The organism is Pseudoalteromonas sp. OF5H-5 (assembly GCF_021530695.1).
GTDB lineage: Bacteria > Pseudomonadota > Gammaproteobacteria > Enterobacterales > Alteromonadaceae > Pseudoalteromonas.
Window position 1 is genome coordinate 207,870 of sequence record NZ_JAKGBF010000008.1, and the last position, 19,730, is coordinate 227,599.

Here is a 19,730-nt window from a genome sequence, read left to right on the forward strand (position 1 = left end):
TTTTTTATTTTTTATTCATTTCTAGCCCTGAAGTAGGCTCAGTGCCGCTTGTGGACGCTGATTTGCCTGGCCGAGAATCGTCTGACTTGCTTGCTGTAATATCTGATTCTTAGTTAATTTGGCTGTTTCTAGTGCAAAGTCAGCATCTTTAATTCGCGATTTTGCTGCCGACAAGTTTTCAGAAATATTAGCTTGGTTCCGTATTGTTGACTGGAATCGGTTTTGTACAGCACCCAACTCTGCACGCTTTTTATCAACTACCGCAATCAGCGCATCCATACCTGCCATAACAGCTTGTGCATTGGCCTGTGAAGAAACCGAGATCCCTCCTGCTGTGAAAACATTTGAGAACACTTTGGCATCAGCCTCAGTACCAATATTTGTACTAATCGTAGCAGTTGTTGCACTTAATGCAGCGCCAGAAACACCACTAGCTACCCCTGCAATCCCAGAAAGTGTAAAGCCACCATTGTCAGCCAAACTATTTGCTGTCGCACCTACATATTGCATGCTAAACCCAATAGTTTGAACCGCATCACCACCAACTTGGAAATTAGCAGCATAAGAACCGTCAAGTAAGTTCTGTCCACCAAAAGTGGTATCAGACGCTACCCTATTAACCTCAGAGGCTAACTGTCTAATTTCTTCTTGAATGGCTAAGCGATCTTCATCAGTGTTAGAACCATTCGCTGCCTGTTGAGATAGGGTACGGATACGTTGGAACATAGAAGTGATTTCATCCATTGCCCCTTCAGCGGTCTGAGCCAATGAAATTCCGTCATTGGCGTTTCGGTTCCCTTGGGTTAAACCTAAAATTTGAGATTGTAATCGATCGGAGATTTGTAACCCGGCCGCATCGTCAGCAGCACTATTAATACGCATACCAGATGACAAACGTTTGAAAGATGTATCTAGTTCATTGCCCGAGTTAGTTAGCTGTCTCTGTGCATTAATAGCACTAACATTTGTATTTACATATAAAGCCATAATTCACTCTCTTTTTGTCAAATCAATATCTAATTGATAGATAGTTAAATGACAAAGCGGCACTTATGCATCGGGTATTCAACCAACTAAGGCAACCAATTGCCACTTTGACGCCAGAATTTACTGTAGCTAGTAGCAAGCAAATAGCAGGCCAAAAATCCAAAGCTATGATTAAATAACACAGGGAACTTAAAAATAGGTATTAAATACTTTGTTTATCGAGGAACGACTAACTAGCATTTCGGCATCTAGCCGCGGCTTTTTTGATGGGTGGAGAGGCTTCAGCTCAAAGTGTAGGGAAATAAAAAGAGGCCAGTTGGCCTCTTTAGATAAATTTGAGAGTGAGTGTCATTTTTCTAGCATAAAGTTGGCATACTTAATGCTTTAATTAACGTGTTCATTGTTTTAATGAACGCTATTGGATTTAAGCACCTCCGCTTTATCATCCAATTCGGTGCCTAAGCAAATACCCCATTCGGCTTAGGCACCTTTACCTTCCAACTGTTATCCTAGAAGACTTAAAGCAGCCTGAGGACGTTGGTTAGCCTGACTTAGGATTGTTTGGCTAGCCTGTTGAAGGATTTGCATCTTGGTCAAGCTTGCAGTTTCCTGAGCGAAGTCAGTATCTTTGATACGTGATTTCGCAGCCGACAAGTTCTCAGAGATATTTGCTTGGTTACGAATCGTTGATTGGAATCGGTTTTGAACCGCACCTAACTCTGCACGTTTCTTATCAACTACCGCAATCAAGTTATCCATACCAGCTAGTACAGCCTGAGCATTCGCTTGCGAAGATACTGAGATGCCGCCAGCTGTGAATACATCTGAGAATACTTTTGCATCAGCTTCAGTACCAATGTTTGTACTAATAGTTCCTGTTGTTGCACTTAGTGCTACACCTGTTACTCCACTTGCGATACCCGCGATACCTGACAGTGTAAAACCGCCGTTTGCCTGCATATCATTTGCTGTACCAGCAACATTCTGCATACTGAAACCGATAGTTTGTACCGCATCAGCACCTACCTGAAAGTTTGCTGAGTAACTGCCATCCAGTAAGTTTTGACCACCAAAGGTCGTGTCAGCAGCGACTCGGTTTACTTCCTCAGATAGTGAACGAATCTCTTCTTGAATCGCCAAACGATCTTCGTCTGTATTTGAGCCGTTTGATGCTTGTTGTGCCAGTGTACGAATACGCTGGAACATTGACGTTACTTCATCCATCGCACCTTCGGCTGTTTGCGCTAGTGAAATGCCGTCGTTCGCGTTTCGGTTACCTTGGTTTAGACCATTGATTTGTGAACTCAAACGGTCAGAAATCTGTAGGCCTGCAGCATCATCAGCAGCGCTGTTGATACGAAAACCTGATGATAGACGTTTGAATGATGTATCTAGTGAATTACCAGATTGCATTAATTGTCTTTGTGCGTTCAATGAACTTACGTTAGTATTTACATAAAGTGCCATGATGGTTCTCCCACTTTAAATCGAGTCTTTCACTCTCAAACTTAGATTCTTTTCCAACCTTTGAATGTTTTTCACTCTCCGGCTTGGTTAATTAAGTTATCGGTCGGCAAAAAATTTCCTTTAGTATTTTTTTTAAAAAAAAATTATCGTCATGATTTCTATATGCTTTTATTATTGCTCAAACAAATATGGCAAAGTTTTGACGCACCTAGGTTACGGTCAGGTAATTATATAAAACTGTATTATTATTCAGCTTGTTACGAGGAAAAGTTGAGTTTAGAGCGGTGTGAGAGTAAACGGCCCGTAAAGGCCGTCTTTTAACGAATATAGTCTAATAGAGAAAGGTTAGTTAGGCGGCCAAATGTTGCCTGAGAGGCCTGCAGCGCAGTTTCATGCTTGGTGAGTTCTGAAATCGCAGAATAAAAATCGACTTCTATTAAAGCCGCTTTATTTGCCTTATTATCTACGTCCAAGTCTGAATTTGCATCAGATACAAGCTTAGCAGCATTTAACCTACCACCAAGCCCCGCTTGTCCTTGCGATATCTTGATTTTGGCATTGTCTAGTCCAGAGATCCCATCTGCAAGTACCTGTTTGTAATCATCGCCCGTAATACTGGGGTCTCTTAATGACGTAATCATAGATTCTAATGTATTTAGAATGTTTTCCTTCTGGGGCTTTTCTAAATCAAAACTGATTTGACCAGAACCGGCACCCTCATATTTAAATTCCATACCTGCTACTTTGACCGAATTACCTTCAAAGCTACCTGTTGAAATAACCGTTCCCCCCTGCTCAAGCTGGTAAGTATTTGGCGTACCCGCTGTCACCACTAAGTCAAAGGTGTTTGCACCTGCAGGCGCACTAGGATCGGCGTTGTAATTTGCTTTATGAAACTTATCAAAAACAGCTTGCTCATCTACATAAACCGATGCAGATGTAATTCCACCAGAAACCACACCTGTATTTGACGTAATATTCAGTCGCTTCTCTGCACTTTCAAATACATCAAAACCGTTATCACTTGAGCGTATTTCAACCCCTTCAGAAACTTTTATTTTATGCTGTCCTTGGTCACCGTTATATACGTACTTTCCAGTGGCAGAATCAAAGCTGTAGGTTTGAGTATTATCTTGGTAGCCGGAAAATATAAACTTACCATCCTCACTTTTTGAGTTCATTAAATCCAAAATAGTATCTTGGATGGACTCTAGCTCATCAGCAATCGCTTCACGGTCAACGTCAGATAACCCACCGTTACCTGCCTGTATTGACTTCGCATAAGCGCTATCAATGGCCGTTTTAATATTTTCAAGCACTGATTCTTGAGTATCTAATCTCGAAGACAACATAGTCAGGTTCTTGGTAAACTGATCGTTTGCTTGGATCCGGTCGTCAAAAAGCATGGCTCTAGCAGTCGCTGAAGCATCATCAGAAGCACTCAGTACCCGCTTTTGCGTGTTCAGCTGCTGTGTTGCTTTATTCACGTCCTGCTGATTACGCAAAATAGAATTAAGATTAGAATTAAAAATTTGATTTTGAGATAAACGCATAATTACCTCGCTGCACTTAATAAGGTATCGAACACAGTTCTCGCTGCCGAAATGACTTGAGCCGAAGCCGAGTAAGACTGTTGAAAACGTAACAAGTTGGCCGCCTCTTCATCTAGGTTTACACCCGATAGAGACTCAAACCATGCACTCGACTGATTAGCCAGCGCTTCAAATGCCGCGCCATTGGTTTTCGCTTGATTGGTAATAACCCCTACACCAGTGACAATATCGGCATATGCTTCATTAAAGGTTTTATGGCTTTCGGTACTACCTGTAGACTCTACATTTTGCCTAACTAAATCCGACGATTTCAGACCATCGAGCGCCGCGCCATTACGATTGTCATCAAAACCACCGGTGTTAAAACTAATCTCAAAACTATCACCGGTATTCGGTGTACCCTCGATATCGAAAGTGAAGCCAAGATTATCAAAAGGTGCAGGTGCCACTCCCACTCCAGAGAGAATATCTTTACCATCGGCAGGAGCCGTAAAGGTATGCGTTGTACCTGAATTACTGGTTAATGTATATTCGTTAGCATTGGCGGTTTTAGTCAAAGTATAAGGACCATCATTCAACGTTGGCGGCGTTCCCGCAGTAAACGCACTGGTTGCTGGATCGGTATCAGTGACAACCCCAGCTGAAATGGTCGCCGTACCATTATTGTCTGCTGATTTTTCAGTACGAATTGGCGACGCTAATGCGAGAGCTTCTGGTCTTTGAGTTGCAAGCTCCAACCCAGTTGCAGCCTGTTGGTTTAATTTCACAAGAAATCTATCGCCTGTTGCACCACTACCAGTTACGTTCATCTGTAAGCCAAAATAATCGCCCGTTCCCGTGATGACTCCACCTGCAATATTACCAGTCGTCGGCGTACCGATAGGATTGCCTTTGGCATCTACAGCTGTTATTTCAACGGTTGTTGCACTGGTATAAGTAACTTGAAAATCGGTAGCTGGCAACTCATTGCCGCGCCCAGGCTCAAGTGTTGCCGTAAGCGCTGCGGTGCCTGTATTTTCGCTGTAAGCAAAACCACCCACGGTAGGTATTTTAAAAATATCTCCACCTATGTTGCCATCTAAGTCCATTCCCAATCTATTTTGCTGATTAAAAGCATCAGCTAATGCGAGGCCAATTTGGCCTAGTTGGTTTTGTGCCGGGATCAACACTTCATCTCTAAATGCCAGTAACCCGCCGATTTTGCCTTTCAAGCTGCCGCTATCTAACTCGAGTTGCACAACATTTTTATCTTTAATGTCTAGGATTAGTTCTTTATGATTAGGATCTGGATTGCCTTTCATCGCAAATAAATTGAAGGCACCACCTTGCATCACAAGCGCATCCCCAGTGCCTAAAAATACGAGCTTCTCGCCATTTTCACCGTCGAGTGTTTCTATATCTACGAGCTCAGCAAGCTCTTTAATTGCTTGATCTCGCTCATTAAGCACGCTGTGATCGACATTGTTAAGATTGAGCGCCGACTTACTCGCCACTTGTTTATTCAATTCACTGATTTTTTGCACAAGGTTATTGGCTTCTTCCGAGAAAATATCCAATTGCTCGTTCACGATACTGTTTTGATCAACAACAATACCTGACAATCTATCCATTTGATCGACTAGGCCTTGAGCGCCCGTCATAAATAAAGAGCGGTTAGTTGTCGATGAAGGCAAGTTAATCGCGCTTTGTAAATTATTAAACATCGAGTTGATGCTCTTGCTCAGACTGTTTGAGTCTTGTGCAAACAACGTATCAACGCGGCTTGCCTCAGTGACAAACTGCTCATAGTAAGATTGATTAGAAATATCACGATTTAATTGCTGCTGCGCAAATTGGTTGATCAAACGCACCGTTTCACCACGACCAACCATGCCACCTATCATCGTTCCGTGCTCAGTCCGTTCACGGATATACCCTTTGGTATTTAGGTTAGCAATGTTTTTACTGGTGGTTTGTAGTAACTCGGAGTTAGCCCTAACCCCTGCTGCACCAATATTTAATAGATCAAATGACATCTCATCTGACTCCCTTTGTTAGCGCACCGGATAAGAAATCGGATACATCAATACGCTTTAAAACTGACTTAATTTTGTTGGCATAATTCGGATCGGTCGCATAGCCTGCATTTTGAAGTTCACTTAAATAGGCGTGACTATCACCAGCCTTATTTAAGGCTTGCTCGTATCTCGGATTACCTTTTAGGAAACTGACATAATCATCAAAGCTTTGTTCAAGCGACTTATAAGCACGGAAATCGGCTTGCTTTTGCACCGGTAACCCTTGCTCAAATTCAAGTGTCGATTTTCTGGCGCTTTCACCACTCCAGCGGCTATCCGCTTTAATATTGAATAGATTAAAACTGCTACTACCATCCTTTTTGCTGATGATGTGTTTACCCCAACCGGTTTCCAGTGCAGCTTGTGCAACCATTACCGCAGGGTTCAAGCCCAACTTTTTCGCCGCTGTTTGAGCGTATTCCCAAATTCTGTCGACGAATTCCTCAGGAGAACCAAAGCCTGTTTGTTCATCGCTTGAGGCATCTGCCTTTACATTGACAACCTGCGGTTCGGGTTTATTCACACTCTCACTCGCTGTCGCCTGCTTTTTAAAGGAAATATCGCCGTCAGCTCTCATTACTGAGGCAGGCTTATACTTTTCAGAGTTAGGAGACAACTGCTGCACAATCAGATCTGCCAGTCCTAAGCTGCCTTGCTCAGATAAGTGCATCGAAAGTTGCTGATCATGCATTTCTTCAAAAAATTTGACACCACTAGAGTTAAATGGACTGTCTTTATCCTCTAGCGCCTCATTCGCTTTACGCATGCTTTGTAACAACATTTGCGTAAAGATAGACTCAAACTGTTGTGCCGCCTTCTTCAATGCCTGATCTGAGGCACCTTGATCGCCAGCACCTTTCAGCGCCTCTTTACGGATCGAATCAAGGTTTCCTAGGTCAAAAAAGCTTTGATTTTTCAATTGGTCGGTGTTCATACACTCAGCACTGTTTGACGTTAATAACTATACAAATAGAAATGCAAAATCCGAGCCAAAAAAAAGCCCCACAATTGCGGGGCTAACTAGTTGATTAATAATGGAACATCAAATGACGACTAATTGACCATTTATCGCGCCTGCTTCTTTTAGCGCTTCAAGGATCGCCATTAAATCGCCAGGTGCTGCGCCAACCTGGTTAATTGCCCTAACCAAGTCATCAAGACTCACGCCTGGGTCAAACACAAACGCTCGAGAGTCATCCTGATTTACGTCGATAATGCTTTGCTGCGTCACTGTTGTTTCGCCATTCGCCAGCGCATTAGGTTGTGACACATTTTGCTGCTCAGCAATTGTTACGGTAAGGCCGCCATGAGTAATTGCCGCAGGCTGCAACTTGACATTTTTGCCGATAACGATAGTGCCAGTGCGCGAGTTAACGATGATCTTCGCAGCGGTATCCGCTGGTTTGAATTCAAGATTCTCTAGCGTAGATAAATACGCAACGCGCTGAGACGGATCTCTTGGTGCAATTACTCGAACTGAGGCTGCATCCATAGGTTTTGCACTATTTGGTCCAACAAGGCCATTGATAGTATCGGCCAAGCGTTTTGCAGTAGTAAAGTCTGGTCTATTCAAGTTAAAGGTAATGTAATCACCCTGAGTAAACGGACTTGGTACCGCTCGCTCCACTGTCGCGCCGTTTGCCACCCGACCAACAGTCGGCGTATTGATCACAACTCGACTCCCATCGGCACCATCAGCACCCAAACCACCAACAATCAAACTTCCTTGCGCAATTGCATATACGTTACCATCGACCCCTTTTAGAAAGGTCTGAAGTAAAGTACCGCCTCGTAAACTACCAGCACTACCAATAGATGAAACGGTAACGTCAATGGTTTGGCCGGGCTTAACAAAAGGTGGCAGATCTGCGTGAACCGCAACAGCCGCAACATTTTTAATTTTTGGCTTTAAGCTTGCGGGCATCGTTATGCCAAAGCTATTCAACATCGCTTTAAAGCTTTGCTCGGTAAATCTGGTTTGCTCACCGGTACCAGGCAAGCCTACAACTAGGCCGTAGCCAACCAGTTGGTTTGAACGAACACCTTCAACCATACTGACGTCTTTAACTCGCTCAGCAGAAGCCAAAGAAGAAAAACCAACCAACGTAATGGCCGCACCGATAAGCAAAATATTCTTAAGCATATTGTTCATTTTCAGCACCTCAAAACGGCATCAGCGCGCTCATAAAGAAACTCGTTAACCAACCTGCACTTTGCACTTCTTGTTGGTCACCTTTACCTGAATATTGAATTCTGGCATTTGCCACTCGATTAGACTCAACAGTGTTATCTGCGGTCACATCCTGAGGTCTTACCAACCCTTCTAAGCGAATAAATTCCTCGCCAGTATTGAGGGTTAACCACTTTTCACCGCGGATCACTAAATTACCGTTAGGCAATACTCGGGTTACATTGACCGATATATTCCCGAATAAGCTATTTGACTGATTAGACTTCGAATCACCAGAGAAAGAAGAACTGGATTTAGCACCAAACTGTATTGCTTCTTTTCCGATATTAATGGCATTGCCACCAAGACCAATCACAGGGTCTAAGCTCGAATCACTGGATTTATCCAGCTCAGAATTTGCAGCTTTGGTCGCCTGAGTCGTTTCTCTGAGTACGATGGTAATAATATCGCCGACTCTTAACGCTTTTTTGTCAGCATAAAGATCATTGGAAAACTGCGTATTAAATAATGACCCTGTTGCCACCATTTGGGCTTGATTATCCTCGGGATAGATAGGCGCATAATACGGATCGTCACGCACCACATTTTTATTTTGTGTTGTACTACATCCAGATAATGCAGCGACCGTTACGATGGCTAAATATAATGCACGCATAATACCCCCTACCCAATTACAGCTGTTGATTAATGTAGCTCAGCATCTGATCTACCGTTGAAATCACTTTTGAGTTCATCTCATACACGCGTTGTGTCTCAATTAGATTTACAAGCTCTTCGGTCACATTAACGTTTGACGTTTCAAGTGCGCCTTGCACAATCTTACCTAGCCCTTCAACGCTTGGATTACCTTGTACTGGTGCACCACTTACCGCAGTTTCTGTGTACAAGTTTTGTCCAATCGGTTCAAGACCTGATGGATTAATAAAGTCACTGATCGTCAACTGTCCGATAACAACGTTTTCAGCTTGTCCTGCAACTCGCACCGATACTTCACCATCTTGAGAAATAGTAATTGACTGTGCATCGTCGGGTACGTTCATCTCAGGTAACACAGGAAAACCCGCACCTGAGGTAACAATTCGACCTTCTTCATCCGTCGTGAACTGACCGTTTCTTGAATACGCAGTTGTGCCATCTGGCATCTGAATCTCAAAAAAGCCCGGGCCTTGGATCATCCAATCCAAAGAGTTTTCGGTACTTAACATATTACCTTGAGAAAAGTTCTTTTGGTTGGCGACTACTTTGGCACCTGCACCAAGCATCAAACCAGACGGTAATTCTGTATCTTGAGAGCTGCGGCCACCTGGCTGATTGATGTTTTGATATAATAAGTCTTCGAATATCGCCCGACTCTTTTTGTAGCCGACGGTACTGGCGTTCGCCAAGTTGTTCGAAATAACTGAAATATCAGTTTGCTGAGCATCTAAGCCTGTTTTACTTATCCACAATGCCGGATTCATGATCTCTACCTCACTCTTAAACTATGCGTAGGAGCGAAGTGTGTCGCTCATCTATTTCTTCAGCTGTTTTCATCAGCTTAATTTGCATTTCAAATTGTCTTTGATGGTTGATCATATCCACCATCTCATGAACGGGATTGACGTTGGACATCTCTAAGAAGCCACTCATCACTTTTGCGGTTGGTGATATTTCACAAAAGCCACAGATCCCATCTTCTAGCTTATCTTCTTTTGGTCTATAAAGGCCGTCATTGCCTTTTTGCAGCTTATTATTATCTGCTTCAATAATTTTCAGCCGATCAACCACTTCAAGAAAGTTAGCAGGAGCGCCTTGTGGACGCACTTGAATAGAGCCATCGTCACTAAACACCACTTTATCAACGGGGATAGGTAAGACAATAGGTCCACCTTCGCCAATAAGTTGACGCCCATGAGCTGTGACCAACGCACCGTCATTACGAATATTGAGCGTGCCGACTTTGGTGTAAGCTTCTTCACCCGAGGCATCAACAACACTGATCCATGATTTATCATCTACTGCAATATCTAGCTCACGGCCAGTTTCAACGATTGCGCCACCGGTCATATTGGTCCCTGGGCGTTCTTGCATAGCAAAAACCCGTGTAGGTAGCCCTTCACCAAACGCCTGCATTGAGCGCGCTTGAGCAAAATCTGCTTTGAAGCCAGTCGTATTGGCATTAGCAAGGTTATTCGCCTTAAGTGCCACACCACGTAAGCTTTGCTTAGCGCCTGACATTGCGATATACACCATTTTATCCATGACGATGACCTATAAAATTCAAACTTAGTCTAGTTTATGCAAGCACAGTGCCAAAGTGACGAGATGTTTTTGACGGACATAAAAAAGGCTGCCTTTGTAGCAGCCTTTGGAGGGCATAATATATTATCGGATCTGTAATATATTTTGTTGTAATGTTGAGTTAACCTCAAGCGCTCGAGAGTTCGCTTGGAAGTTACGTTGGGCGCTGATAAGGTCAACTAACTCGTTTGTGAGGTTGACGTTCGATTGCTCTAACGCAGATGAACTAATACCACCGAGAGTACCTGTGTTTGGCTCGCCTGCAAGTGGCTCACCAGAAGATAGGCTCTTCTTCCACTCAGTATTACCAATCGCCTGAAGGCCTTGAGAATTCGGGAAGCGTACTAGCGCGACTTGCCCTAAGAACGTTGAGTCGCCGTTAGTATATGAAGCCACAACTTTACCATCAGTACCAATATCAATACCTGCTAAACGGCCAACGGTCGCACCGTCTTGCTCCAATGCTTTTACTTCAAATCGACCCGATGAATATTGCGTTGGTAGCTTTTGAGCAGTATTTGCTTCATCACGCCAGTTAACAACAATATCATTCGGAAAAGTTGCACCGTTATCAAGCAAGTTTGACATACCGATAGTTGGGTCAACTGCATCTTGAGGTCCTGCAAGACTTAAGGGGTTAAATGTCGAGCCAGTATTGTTGTTAAAAACAAGCGGCGTAGCTGAAGGATCGGCAGCCGTCTGTGATGGAATACCGCTAGCATCGAAACGGAACACACTAACTGGCGTATAAGGAACAGGTGGTGTTGCTGCTGGATCAATTTGCTGCGCATTATGGTTAAAAGGTTTATCGTCCATTGTTGCGTAAGTAGACCACTCATTATCCGCTGTTTTTCTGAAGAATAACTGCAATGTATGTGATTCACCCAACGAGTCATATACCGTTATTGCTGTTCTTGAATTATATGAGGCACGTTGCTCAGGATCAAAAGCAATTGTAGGTGGTTGCGCAGTCGCATCTAGGTTAAACGAGGTATAGATTTGCGATGTTGCACGAGGAGAACCTGATGCATCTGGAATTTGAACGGGTGATGTTGTGCTTAAACTCAAAGACGTGGTATCACCTGTAGATGGATCGACTGGAAAGCCTTGCAAGTAATCACCCTTAGCATTCACGATAAAGTTGTCTTTGTTGAGCTTAAATGCACCCGCTCGAGAATAGGTGAAATCTTGTGACTGGAGCGAGTTTGACATGGCAAAATAGCCTTCGCCCTCAATCGCCAAGTCTAGCGAGTTTTGCGTAAACTTTAATGATCCTTGGTGAAACTGCTGTGCAACCATGGTAGTTTGTACACCATCGCCATTTTTCGTTTTGCCAGAGCTAAAAACCGAAGACGCGTAAACATCAGCAAATTCTGCGCGAGACTCTTTAAAACCCGTCGTGTTCACGTTAGCAATGTTATTTGCTGTTACGTCCAAGTCTTTTTGCGCGGCGGCAATACCTGTCAGTGCTATATTGAAACTCATACTCTCACCTCTAAGTTCTTAAGGTTAATTCTTTAAAACTACTATGCTATTTCAGCAATATCAGTTAAGCGCACCGCGCCTTCTTTGGTATTAATGACGATGCCGTTAGCACCATTAACATTAACACTGTCGATATTTCTAAATGTGGCCGACGGTAAAGTTTGATATTCACCTTCAATCATACCCTCCGCTTTTATGGTGTATTCACCTGGAGGCATCATCTCACCGTCTTTATTTTTACCATCCCAATCGAATCGCACAGCGCCCACACTTTGTTCGCCAAATTCAAGCGTCTTTACAAGCGCTCCAGATTCATCATAGATACCCACTGATAGATTCTGAACTGGTTCCTGTACAATCACAGAACCTTTTGTAAGTGCATCGTCACCATGTTCTAACGTCGTTGATTCGAGTAATGCTTTCTTACCAATCAGCGTTGATGCTTGAAGCGCCGAGTTAGAAGTCATCGATGCAGCTAACGAGTCAAAGTTCTCATTTAACTTTGAGATCCCCTCGGCCATGGTAAAACTTGTCATCTGCGCGATCATTTGATCGTTGTCCGCAGGCTTACTTGGATCTTGGAAAGAGAGCTGTTGAGTAAGCAGCGAGAAGAAATCTTCTTGCGATAGCTCATCTCTGGGCTTTTTCTCCTCGGCCTGTTTCTGCCTGTCCCAGTAGAGTGAATCTACACCCGTTGAAGAAGTGGCATTTACATTATTACTCATCAGCTGTTACTCCCAATTTAGCGCTGGCCTAGTTGCAATGTTTTACTAAGCATTTGCTTTGCAGCATCTGCAACTTGAACATTGGTTTGGTAAGAGCGAGAAGCAGAAATCATGTTTGCCATCTCCTCTACCACATTCACATTCGGTTTATAAATGTAGCCATTTGCGTCAGCACTTGGGTGGTTTGGGTTATATTCAACTTGAAGCGGCTTATCGCTCTCAACCACACCTAATACTTTTACTCCAACTGACGATCCCGCGACATTGCTTTGGGAAGCTGAAGCTTTGGAAAGTTCAGCGGCAAATACAGGGTGTCTAGCGCGATAAACATTATCTTGACTAGAACTCACTGAGTTTGCGTTCGAGATATTACTTGCGGTGGTATTTAGTCGCACATTCTGTGCACTCATCCCTGAACCCGCAATATCGAAAACGTTATATAAACTCATAATTATGCCCCTTGTCCGCCGAGTGCCTTCTTAAGGCCACTGAACTTACCACCAAGAAATTGCAAACTGGCTTGGTACTCTAATGCATTCTGTACATACAAATTTCGTTCCACTTGTATATCTACTGAGTTACCATCACCTGTATCTGCTTGATTTGGCGAACGATATAGTTCAGATGAGTTACTCATTTTAGTACCACCACTGAGGTGTTTTGCATCTGTTCTAACCATATCATTGCCGCTTCTTTGCATTGTCTTTGCCGCTTTCAAAGCACTAGCAAAGTCGATATCTTTAGCTTTGTATCCTGGAGTGTCTGCGTTTGCGATATTGCTTGCTAGAATTTCAGCGCGTTGTGAGCGAAGCAGCATAGTATGCTGATGTATACCCAACGCTTTATCGAAACTAATTGCCATTATCTGACTCCAAAAAATTGACTCAGGTATGACAAAGCAATCTTTAGGCCAGTTTTAAGGTTAAATTTATCCCTTAAATTTCATAAAATTAAACTATATTTTAGGAATAATTAAACTTGAATCAGTGTTGAGTCAGTAACGTAAATAAGAGCAAATATTCGAATAATTGACAACTTGGCTGAAGCAATTTGAGGCTAAAAGGTAGGAGATGGTTATTAGAATTACGTTACACATTGCAAATACTAGCTATAGCGACTATCCCTGCCGCTATATGTGAGTATTAAGTCTTTTTCTGATAGATAATCCCAGGATTACAACGGATCATATTAAAGTCGTCACTCAACCCCGCCATCGATTCCGACGCCCCTAAAAACAAATAGCCATTCGGGTTTAACGACTGAGCAAATTGCGAAATGATTTTGGCTTTCACTTCAGGTGAAAAATAGATCAGGACGTTACGGCAGAAAATAACATCAAACTTACCCATCAACGCGTAAGAATCTAGCAAGTTTAAATGTCTAAAGCTGACCATTTTACGGATAGGTTCAACTACCTTAGCCATTCCATTACCGCTATCCATAAAAAACTTCTTTCTGCGCTCAGGCGACAACCCTCTCGCCAACGCCAACGCGTCATATTCAGCATTCTTACACATATCAAGCATCGTGTTAGAAATGTCTGTACCGACGATCTGAACACCCATTTTCAGCGCGCCTGGGCTTTTACTCACATATTCACTCGCAGACATCGCAATTGAATATGGCTCTTGTCCTGATGAACTTGCCGCCGACCAAATCTTAACTGGACGTCTCAAGTCTTTAAACTCTGGTAAGATTTTCGATTTAATTAGCTCGAACGGATAAGTATCCCTAAACCAAAGTGTTTCATTCGTTGTCATCGCATCCACCACAGCGGCACGCAATTGCCGCTCATGGGGACTGAGTGTTTTAGCTACTAAAGACGATAGTGTTTCCACACCAAAGCGAGCCATCAGAGGAGCGAGTCGGCTTTTGACCAAGTACAATTTATTGTCACCCAGTACAATACCGCACTGTTGCTCCAAAAAGGTTCTAAATTGGTCGTACTCTTTTTGCTCTAAATGCTTATTTTCCAAGTGCTACCACCAGCTTTAATCACAATGAACCCATTTTTTAACCGCTGAAGCTAATTCATCTGGGTTAAACTTAGCAATAAAATCATCAGCGCCAACCTTCTCAATCATGGCCTGATTAAATACACCACTCAGTGAAGTATGGAGTATCACATGCAATGGCGCTAATTTTGGATCAGCTTTTATTTCAGCCGTTAGCGTATAACCATCCATTTCTGGCATTTCAACGTCAGAAATCAATAGCCCAACTCGCTCGGTGACATTATTTTGACAGTCCATTTCGGCAATTTCACGAAGCCTGATAAGTGCTTCTTTACCATTCTTTGCCAGCTCAGTCTGAACACCTAATGGCTCCAATGCACGTTTGACCTGATTACGAGCAACCGCAGAGTCATCAGCGATAAAGACAATACGTTCGCCTAAATCTTTTTGCATTTCACCATCAGAGACAATGTCAGCACTGACTTCCGTGTTGATCGGGCAAATTTCATTGAGGATCTTTTCTACGTCTAATATTTCAACTAGCTCGTTTTCAATTTCTGTAACCGCTGTCAAATAGGAATAACGGCCTGCCCCAGATGGCGGGGGCATTATTTTTTCCCAGTTCATATTCACAATGCGTTCTACCGCACTGACTAAAAAGCCTTGAACTGAACGGTTGTATTCCGCAATTACAATAAAACAATTGCGAATATCTTGAATAGGAGGCCCACCAACCGCAAGTGACATGTCAATTACGGATATTGTTTGGCCTCGAATATGAGCAACCCCTCGAATCAAAGGGTTTGACTTGGGCATGCTTGTCAATGCTGGACATTGAAGCACTTCTCGGACTTTGAAAACGTTAATGCCGAAGCGCTGTCGACCTTGAAGTCGAAAAAGTAATAGCTCGAGACGGTTTTGTCCAACCAGCTGTGTACGTTGGTTAACCGAGTCTAAAATACCTGCCATTTCAATCTCCTACTGTATAAACCGCTAATCGGAACGATCTTTGCTTCGACTCTGATATGGTTTACCACCCTTGATTAGGTGCAGTTATTAAAGCAGAATCTTTATACCTTGTTTCACCCCATAAGCATAGTCGAAACATCATGAGTTTGTTAAAAAAAACCCATTACATTCAGTTTTTTTGTTTGTTCGCTTATTTTATAGGCGTTGACTATGGTTATTGTCAGCAATATGACAACAAAACTTTAGAACAAAGCGCAATAGAATTTGTTGAACCAAATGTAGAGCAAGATCCCGACAGCCAGCTATCACTAACTGCTATACCACTTGATTCAAGAATTCCAGCAAGGGATTGTCAATCGCCGTTGCAATATAGTACAGCAATGACTCCGCCTTTTGACACTCAAGTGACAGTACAAATTAGATGCAACGATACCCTCAGCTGGACTCAATACGTCCACGTGCGTATCGATCACCTCTTCCCTATTTTAGTTAGCGCGACCATGTTAGAAAAAGGCCGTGTTATTCAGGACGACGATGTGAAAATAGAGTATCAGCCGAAACGTTTTCGTAGAGTTTCCTATATAGAAGATAAGTCGATACTAATAGGCAGTAGAAGCAAACGTAATATCAGAGAAGGTCAAGCCTTTACTCAGGCTCATATTTGTATGGTCTGCAAAGGCGATACGGTGACGATTATTGCTAAATCAGGTGGGCTTGTGATCAAAACTCAAGGAGAAGCGCAGCAAGATGGCAACCGTGGTGAACTTATTAATATTAAAAACGCTCGCTCTGGCAAAACCTTACGTGCTAGAGTAATAGAAGTGGAAACAGTAGAGGTGAATTTATAAAAAATTTGCTAAAGTAATACTATTAAACGCCGATAACAAGGCTGAGAGTATAATTTTATTGGGTCTACAATCATGGTTAATCAAGTTAACGGTCAGAATCAGTCTACATCCGTTGCTAATAATGTTAAGCAACAGAAGGCTGAATTGCAAAGAAATGATGCTAATAGTGCGTCAGTTAAATCACCGGCTACACCGAAAGCAGCTGCGGATTCAGTGAGCCTGACTCCACAAGCGCAACAGCTGAAAACGGTCAACGAAAAAGCGCAGCAGTCATCAGGCTTTGACGACAAGAAAGTCGAAGAACTGAAAAAAGCGATTGCAGAAGGCAAGTATCAAGTTGACGCGGAAAAACTAGCCAAAAACATAGCTGCATTTGAGTTCGAAATATATGGATGATTTGGTTCGGCTCTGCCACCACAAACTTTCAGAACAAATCTCGACGCTAGAAGCGATGACCCAGCTTCTGGCTCGTGAGCTTGACGAGCTCGCGTCTCGGCGTGGCGACAACTTAAAAGAAATCGCTCGTGAAAAGCTAACTCTCATTTCAAAACTGCAAAAGCTCGACAATGAATTGTCAAAAACTGAGTCTCACGTCTTTGAAAGCAGTGAAGTAGCCCCGCTCGTTGCTAAAGTGCGAGCACTACTCAGTGAGTGCCAAACCAAAAATGAAATCAATGCTAAAACGGCTCATCAGGCTAATGTAAGCACACGTGAACTAAAAGGGATCTTAATTGGAGCACCAACTTCAATTACATATGGTCAAGATGGCAGCGTGAAAAGTAGCGACAGTGAATTGGTACGTAACCTAAAGGCGTAGCCACGCCTGTCGTATTTTAGTATTGAAGAACAATCGAAGTGAAGCGCATTAAGTAAGCGATATATGATGAGTGCTTACTTAAAGCTATAAGATATCTTCTTAATTTTCTGCGGCTTGACTTGAGTAATATACAAATCATAAACGCGTTTCATATCAAGCTCTAACTCCGTCGCGTAAGTATCACCAACTGCGTAACTTTTCAGCACCTTAGCCCCACGAACAAGTCCATTTACTTGGCTCTTAAGACCGTCGTTTTGCGCAACCGCTCCTTTTACCGTAATAGTGGATGTCAAATTCTGGCCATACAGTTGCTCAGCCAATTCACGATACGCTTCTAATTTTGACACTTTAATTGCCATTAGCTGCTTCTCACCCGCAGTATTACCCGGCTGAGCACTCAAAGGAGCGTACCCCACAGCCCGTAAAACAGGAAAAGTTTCCGGTTGCACTGTTTCATATTCAATATGCTTATCAACGAGGCTTGAACAGCCGCTGAGCCCTGCTAGCGAACAAACCATAACAACTGAACTGATAGAATTAGTGATACGCATTTCACCCCACTCCGCTACAATATATACCAATCAAAATTAAGCACTTCCCCAACATCTTGGTCTCGCAAGGGTTGTTGTGGTTTCATTGAGTATTGGCAAGAAATAAAATTAACTTTCATAATGTATGATTATGCACGAACCTTGCCAAAATTTGGCACAGGTATTGCTGAGTTGAAGAGTAGTTTTTGATCTGGGCATTTAAACATGAAAAAGCAATTCGCGACCAGTCTATCACTGTTGTGTATCACCTTGGTTCATCCAGCTTATGCTGAATGGTTTGAAGTTACCGGCATAGCTGACGTTAAAAATGGCGACCATCAAAAAGCCAAAAGAAAGGCGGTAAATGACGCCATCACACAAGCTTTGCTGTTTTCTGGCGCTTCGGTGAGTAGTGTGCAAACCGTCACCGATGGTGTACTCACCCAAGATCAACTTAAGATCCGCTCAAATGCTGAAATCCAAAGTGCCAACGTAATTGCTGAAGCAAAAGTTGGTGACTCATGGCAGGTGACATTACATATCGATATTACCCCACAGAGTGCTCAGTGCCCTACTAGTGCTTACGACAAACAGGTTGCAGTCACACAAAGTCAGTTAAAAAATAAACACCAAGCAACACTAGGTCAAATTTTTGACATAAATAAAGCGGTGAGCGAGCGCCTATACCAGACAATGTCTGAACAAAAGTTGAGCTTAGAACCTGTTCCTTATTTCGCACAGACCATAGATGTTAACCGCTTTTTCAGCCAGCGGTTTGATTATAATGAACAGCTAATCGAGACCATTACGGCAAATACGAACAGCCAATTTGTATTACTGAGTCAAATTACTGATATTGCAGGTGTCGATAAACTTAATAGCGACTTCGCATTTTGGCAAAGTGATAAATATTTAAGAAGCTTCAAGGTAGACTTTGCGCTGTTTGATGCACTTTCTCATGAAAGGGTGTGGCAAAAGCAATATGCCACTCAAGGCGTGTGGCCGTTTAAGAAGACCAAATTAATTGATGTGTACAGTGAGCGCTTTTGGCAGACAGATTATGCTGATGAGATCCAAACCACGCTGATACAAATCGCAACTGATTTAAACGCAGCGGTGGCCTGCTTACCAACCAACGGCAAAATCCTACATATCGATGATGAACAAGTCGTTATTAATTTGGGCCGCATGCATGGCTTAGAGAATGGCCAGATCCTTAACGTAGCGCATAGTAATCCGCTGACTAATGTCGATGGTAAAATATTTATGCATCAAATTAAAACCATTAATAAACTGCAAGTGATCCAGGTGAATGCGCAAAACGCCATTGCGGTAAATATCAGTAATCGCCCACTTCACAATGTGCAAATTAATGATTTGGTTGAAATTCAAATAGAAAATGAAAATGAGTTTGAACTGTAAGGTTAAGACTACTATGACGCAGACAAGATTTTCGACGACTTTACACACTCTACATCATGCTTCCGCCGCCCATTTACTTTGGTAATTCCACGCAAAAGTGATACCAATGGCGTCCCCAGTAGGAATCGAACCTACATCTAAGCCTTAGGAGGGCCTTGTTTTATCCATTAAACTATGGGGACAATCTCTAAAGTCAGATAACAATCGCCTTTTTTGACCTTCACTAGCGGGATCTGCGGTACTTAATACCAATGAAAGTCGAGAATTGTTGATTCTCTGTTGTACTGCATCTCAGTGACTTCGCTTTAGTATACTGATCTTAATGAACTTTTAAAGGTTAATAGTCAATTTATTCGCGGTAATAAATGAGCTGGCTCAGTAGGTGAATACGCAGCAGTTAAGACCCACTACTGCGCTATCAGTTACTTCACTTGAGGTGTGAAT

General features: G+C 42.8%; 20 protein-coding genes and 1 tRNA gene. 4 read left to right on the forward strand and 17 right to left on the reverse strand.

Features of this window, described 5'->3' with window-relative positions:
- Positions 1-21: 21 nt before the first annotated feature.
- The 15 genes from L1271_RS13795 to L1271_RS13865 all read right to left on the reverse strand — a co-directional run bounded on the left by L1271_RS13795 (position 22) and on the right by L1271_RS13865 (position 15,669).
- Positions 22-987 (reverse strand): flagellin N-terminal helical domain-containing protein, encoded by a 966-nt coding sequence (locus L1271_RS13795; protein WP_010369253.1) that lies wholly within the window; start codon positions 985-987, stop codon positions 22-24.
- Positions 988-1,491: 504 nt separating this feature from the next.
- Positions 1,492-2,454 (reverse strand): flagellin N-terminal helical domain-containing protein, encoded by a 963-nt coding sequence (locus L1271_RS13800; RefSeq protein WP_010369260.1) that lies wholly within the window; start codon positions 2,452-2,454, stop codon positions 1,492-1,494.
- A 317-nt stretch (positions 2,455-2,771) separates the two neighbouring features.
- Positions 2,772-4,007, reverse strand: coding sequence for a flagellar hook-associated protein FlgL (flgL, locus tag L1271_RS13805; RefSeq protein ID WP_102056459.1), 1,236 nt, complete (start codon positions 4,005-4,007; stop codon positions 2,772-2,774).
- A gap of 2 nt (positions 4,008-4,009) precedes the next feature.
- Complete coding sequence (gene flgK / locus L1271_RS13810; RefSeq protein WP_102056458.1) at positions 4,010-6,022, reverse strand: flagellar hook-associated protein FlgK; 2,013 nt, start codon at positions 6,020-6,022, stop codon at positions 4,010-4,012.
- 1 nt (position 6,023) lies between these two features.
- A complete protein-coding gene (flgJ, locus tag L1271_RS13815) occupies positions 6,024-6,998 on the reverse strand; it encodes a flagellar assembly peptidoglycan hydrolase FlgJ (RefSeq protein ID WP_102056457.1) in 975 nt (324 codons plus the stop codon).
- Positions 6,999-7,106: 108 nt separating this feature from the next.
- Positions 7,107-8,207, reverse strand: coding sequence for a flagellar basal body P-ring protein FlgI (locus L1271_RS13820; protein ID WP_010606307.1), 1,101 nt, complete (start codon positions 8,205-8,207; stop codon positions 7,107-7,109).
- Between the two features lie 19 nt (positions 8,208-8,226).
- Complete coding sequence (gene flgH, locus L1271_RS13825; protein ID WP_010606306.1) at positions 8,227-8,910, reverse strand: flagellar basal body L-ring protein FlgH; 684 nt, start codon at positions 8,908-8,910, stop codon at positions 8,227-8,229.
- Between the two features lie 16 nt (positions 8,911-8,926).
- Complete coding sequence (gene flgG / locus L1271_RS13830) at positions 8,927-9,715, reverse strand: flagellar basal-body rod protein FlgG (RefSeq protein ID WP_010606305.1); 789 nt, start codon at positions 9,713-9,715, stop codon at positions 8,927-8,929.
- A 16-nt stretch (positions 9,716-9,731) separates the two neighbouring features.
- Positions 9,732-10,496 (reverse strand): flagellar basal body rod protein FlgF, encoded by a 765-nt coding sequence (locus L1271_RS13835; RefSeq protein WP_102056456.1) that lies wholly within the window; start codon positions 10,494-10,496, stop codon positions 9,732-9,734.
- 123 nt (positions 10,497-10,619) lie between these two features.
- Positions 10,620-12,020, reverse strand: a complete 1,401-nt coding sequence (flgE, locus tag L1271_RS13840) for a flagellar hook protein FlgE (protein WP_102056455.1) — start codon at positions 12,018-12,020, stop codon at positions 10,620-10,622.
- A 41-nt stretch (positions 12,021-12,061) separates the two neighbouring features.
- Complete coding sequence (locus tag L1271_RS13845; RefSeq protein ID WP_010369284.1) at positions 12,062-12,745, reverse strand: flagellar hook assembly protein FlgD; 684 nt, start codon at positions 12,743-12,745, stop codon at positions 12,062-12,064.
- A gap of 17 nt (positions 12,746-12,762) precedes the next feature.
- Positions 12,763-13,194, reverse strand: a complete 432-nt coding sequence (gene flgC, locus L1271_RS13850) for a flagellar basal body rod protein FlgC (RefSeq protein ID WP_010606302.1) — start codon at positions 13,192-13,194, stop codon at positions 12,763-12,765.
- Between the two features lie 2 nt (positions 13,195-13,196).
- On the reverse strand, positions 13,197-13,607 hold the full coding sequence (flgB, locus tag L1271_RS13855) for a flagellar basal body rod protein FlgB (protein WP_010369289.1): 411 nt from the start codon (positions 13,605-13,607) through the stop codon (positions 13,197-13,199).
- A 280-nt stretch (positions 13,608-13,887) separates the two neighbouring features.
- The gene (locus tag L1271_RS13860; RefSeq protein WP_010369291.1) at positions 13,888-14,721 is read right to left on the reverse strand and encodes a CheR family methyltransferase; all 834 of its coding nucleotides are present in this window, start codon (positions 14,719-14,721) and stop codon (positions 13,888-13,890) included.
- 15 nt (positions 14,722-14,736) lie between these two features.
- Complete coding sequence (locus L1271_RS13865) at positions 14,737-15,669, reverse strand: chemotaxis protein CheV (protein ID WP_010606301.1); 933 nt, start codon at positions 15,667-15,669, stop codon at positions 14,737-14,739.
- 140 nt (positions 15,670-15,809) lie between these two features.
- Between L1271_RS13865 and flgA the strand changes: the two genes are divergently transcribed.
- The 3 genes from flgA (at position 15,810) to flgN (ending at position 17,334) form a co-directional block, all read left to right on the forward strand.
- Positions 15,810-16,517, forward strand: coding sequence for a flagellar basal body P-ring formation chaperone FlgA (gene flgA, locus L1271_RS13870; RefSeq protein WP_010606300.1), 708 nt, complete (start codon positions 15,810-15,812; stop codon positions 16,515-16,517).
- Between the two features lie 72 nt (positions 16,518-16,589).
- Entirely contained in the window at positions 16,590-16,913 is a 324-nt protein-coding gene (gene flgM / locus L1271_RS13875; protein ID WP_010369298.1) for a flagellar biosynthesis anti-sigma factor FlgM, read from the forward strand.
- On the forward strand, positions 16,906-17,334 hold the full coding sequence (gene flgN, locus L1271_RS13880) for a flagellar protein FlgN (protein ID WP_102056453.1): 429 nt from the start codon (positions 16,906-16,908) through the stop codon (positions 17,332-17,334). The genes flgM and flgN overlap by 8 nt, the downstream gene beginning before the upstream one ends.
- A 74-nt stretch (positions 17,335-17,408) precedes the next feature.
- Here flgN and L1271_RS13885 read toward each other — a convergent pair whose 3' ends face one another.
- Positions 17,409-17,885: an LPP20 family lipoprotein gene (locus L1271_RS13885; RefSeq protein ID WP_235368080.1), complete on the reverse strand. Its 477-nt coding sequence runs from the start codon at positions 17,883-17,885 to the stop codon at positions 17,409-17,411.
- Positions 17,886-18,089: 204 nt separating this feature from the next.
- On the opposite strand from L1271_RS13885, the gene L1271_RS13890 reads away from it, so the two are divergent.
- Positions 18,090-19,286, forward strand: a complete 1,197-nt coding sequence (locus L1271_RS13890) for a flagellar assembly protein T N-terminal domain-containing protein (protein ID WP_235368081.1) — start codon at positions 18,090-18,092, stop codon at positions 19,284-19,286.
- A gap of 107 nt (positions 19,287-19,393) precedes the next feature.
- Here L1271_RS13890 and L1271_RS13895 read toward each other — a convergent pair.
- Positions 19,394-19,468, reverse strand: a tRNA-Arg gene (locus L1271_RS13895).
- Positions 19,469-19,730 lie beyond the last annotated feature (262 nt).

What these genes read in the sequence shown, in the direction of transcription:
- L1271_RS13795 (WP_010369253.1), bottom strand. Translation starts at nt 987, where the DNA reads ATGGCTTTATATGTAAATACAAATGTTAGTGCTATTAATGCACAGAGA.
- L1271_RS13800 (WP_010369260.1), bottom strand. Translation starts at nt 2,454, where the DNA reads ATGGCACTTTATGTAAATACTAACGTAAGTTCATTGAACGCACAAAGA.
- flgL (WP_102056459.1), bottom strand. Translation starts at nt 4,007, where the DNA reads ATGCGTTTATCTCAAAATCAAATTTTTAATTCTAATCTTAATTCTATT.
- flgK (WP_102056458.1), bottom strand. Translation starts at nt 6,022, where the DNA reads ATGTCATTTGATCTATTAAATATTGGTGCAGCAGGGGTTAGGGCTAAC.
- flgJ (WP_102056457.1), bottom strand. Translation starts at nt 6,998, where the DNA reads ATGAACACCGACCAATTGAAAAATCAAAGCTTTTTTGACCTAGGAAAC.
- L1271_RS13820 (WP_010606307.1), bottom strand. Translation starts at nt 8,207, where the DNA reads ATGCTTAAGAATATTTTGCTTATCGGTGCGGCCATTACGTTGGTTGGT.
- flgH (WP_010606306.1), bottom strand. Translation starts at nt 8,910, where the DNA reads ATGCGTGCATTATATTTAGCCATCGTAACGGTCGCTGCATTATCTGGA.
- flgG (WP_010606305.1), bottom strand. Translation starts at nt 9,715, where the DNA reads ATGAATCCGGCATTGTGGATAAGTAAAACAGGCTTAGATGCTCAGCAA.
- L1271_RS13835 (WP_102056456.1), bottom strand. Translation starts at nt 10,496, where the DNA reads ATGGATAAAATGGTGTATATCGCAATGTCAGGCGCTAAGCAAAGCTTA.
- flgE (WP_102056455.1), bottom strand. Translation starts at nt 12,020, where the DNA reads ATGAGTTTCAATATAGCACTGACAGGTATTGCCGCCGCGCAAAAAGAC.
- L1271_RS13845 (WP_010369284.1), bottom strand. Translation starts at nt 12,745, where the DNA reads ATGAGTAATAATGTAAATGCCACTTCTTCAACGGGTGTAGATTCACTC.
- flgC (WP_010606302.1), bottom strand. Translation starts at nt 13,194, where the DNA reads ATGAGTTTATATAACGTTTTCGATATTGCGGGTTCAGGGATGAGTGCA.
- flgB (WP_010369289.1), bottom strand. Translation starts at nt 13,607, where the DNA reads ATGGCAATTAGTTTCGATAAAGCGTTGGGTATACATCAGCATACTATG.
- L1271_RS13865 (WP_010606301.1), bottom strand. Translation starts at nt 15,669, where the DNA reads ATGGCAGGTATTTTAGACTCGGTTAACCAACGTACACAGCTGGTTGGA.
- flgA (WP_010606300.1), top strand. Translation starts at nt 15,810, where the DNA reads ATGAGTTTGTTAAAAAAAACCCATTACATTCAGTTTTTTTGTTTGTTC.
- flgM (WP_010369298.1), top strand. Translation starts at nt 16,590, where the DNA reads ATGGTTAATCAAGTTAACGGTCAGAATCAGTCTACATCCGTTGCTAAT.
- flgN (WP_102056453.1), top strand. Translation starts at nt 16,906, where the DNA reads ATGGATGATTTGGTTCGGCTCTGCCACCACAAACTTTCAGAACAAATC.
- L1271_RS13885 (WP_235368080.1), bottom strand. Translation starts at nt 17,885, where the DNA reads ATGCGTATCACTAATTCTATCAGTTCAGTTGTTATGGTTTGTTCGCTA.
- L1271_RS13890 (WP_235368081.1), top strand. Translation starts at nt 18,090, where the DNA reads ATGAAAAAGCAATTCGCGACCAGTCTATCACTGTTGTGTATCACCTTG.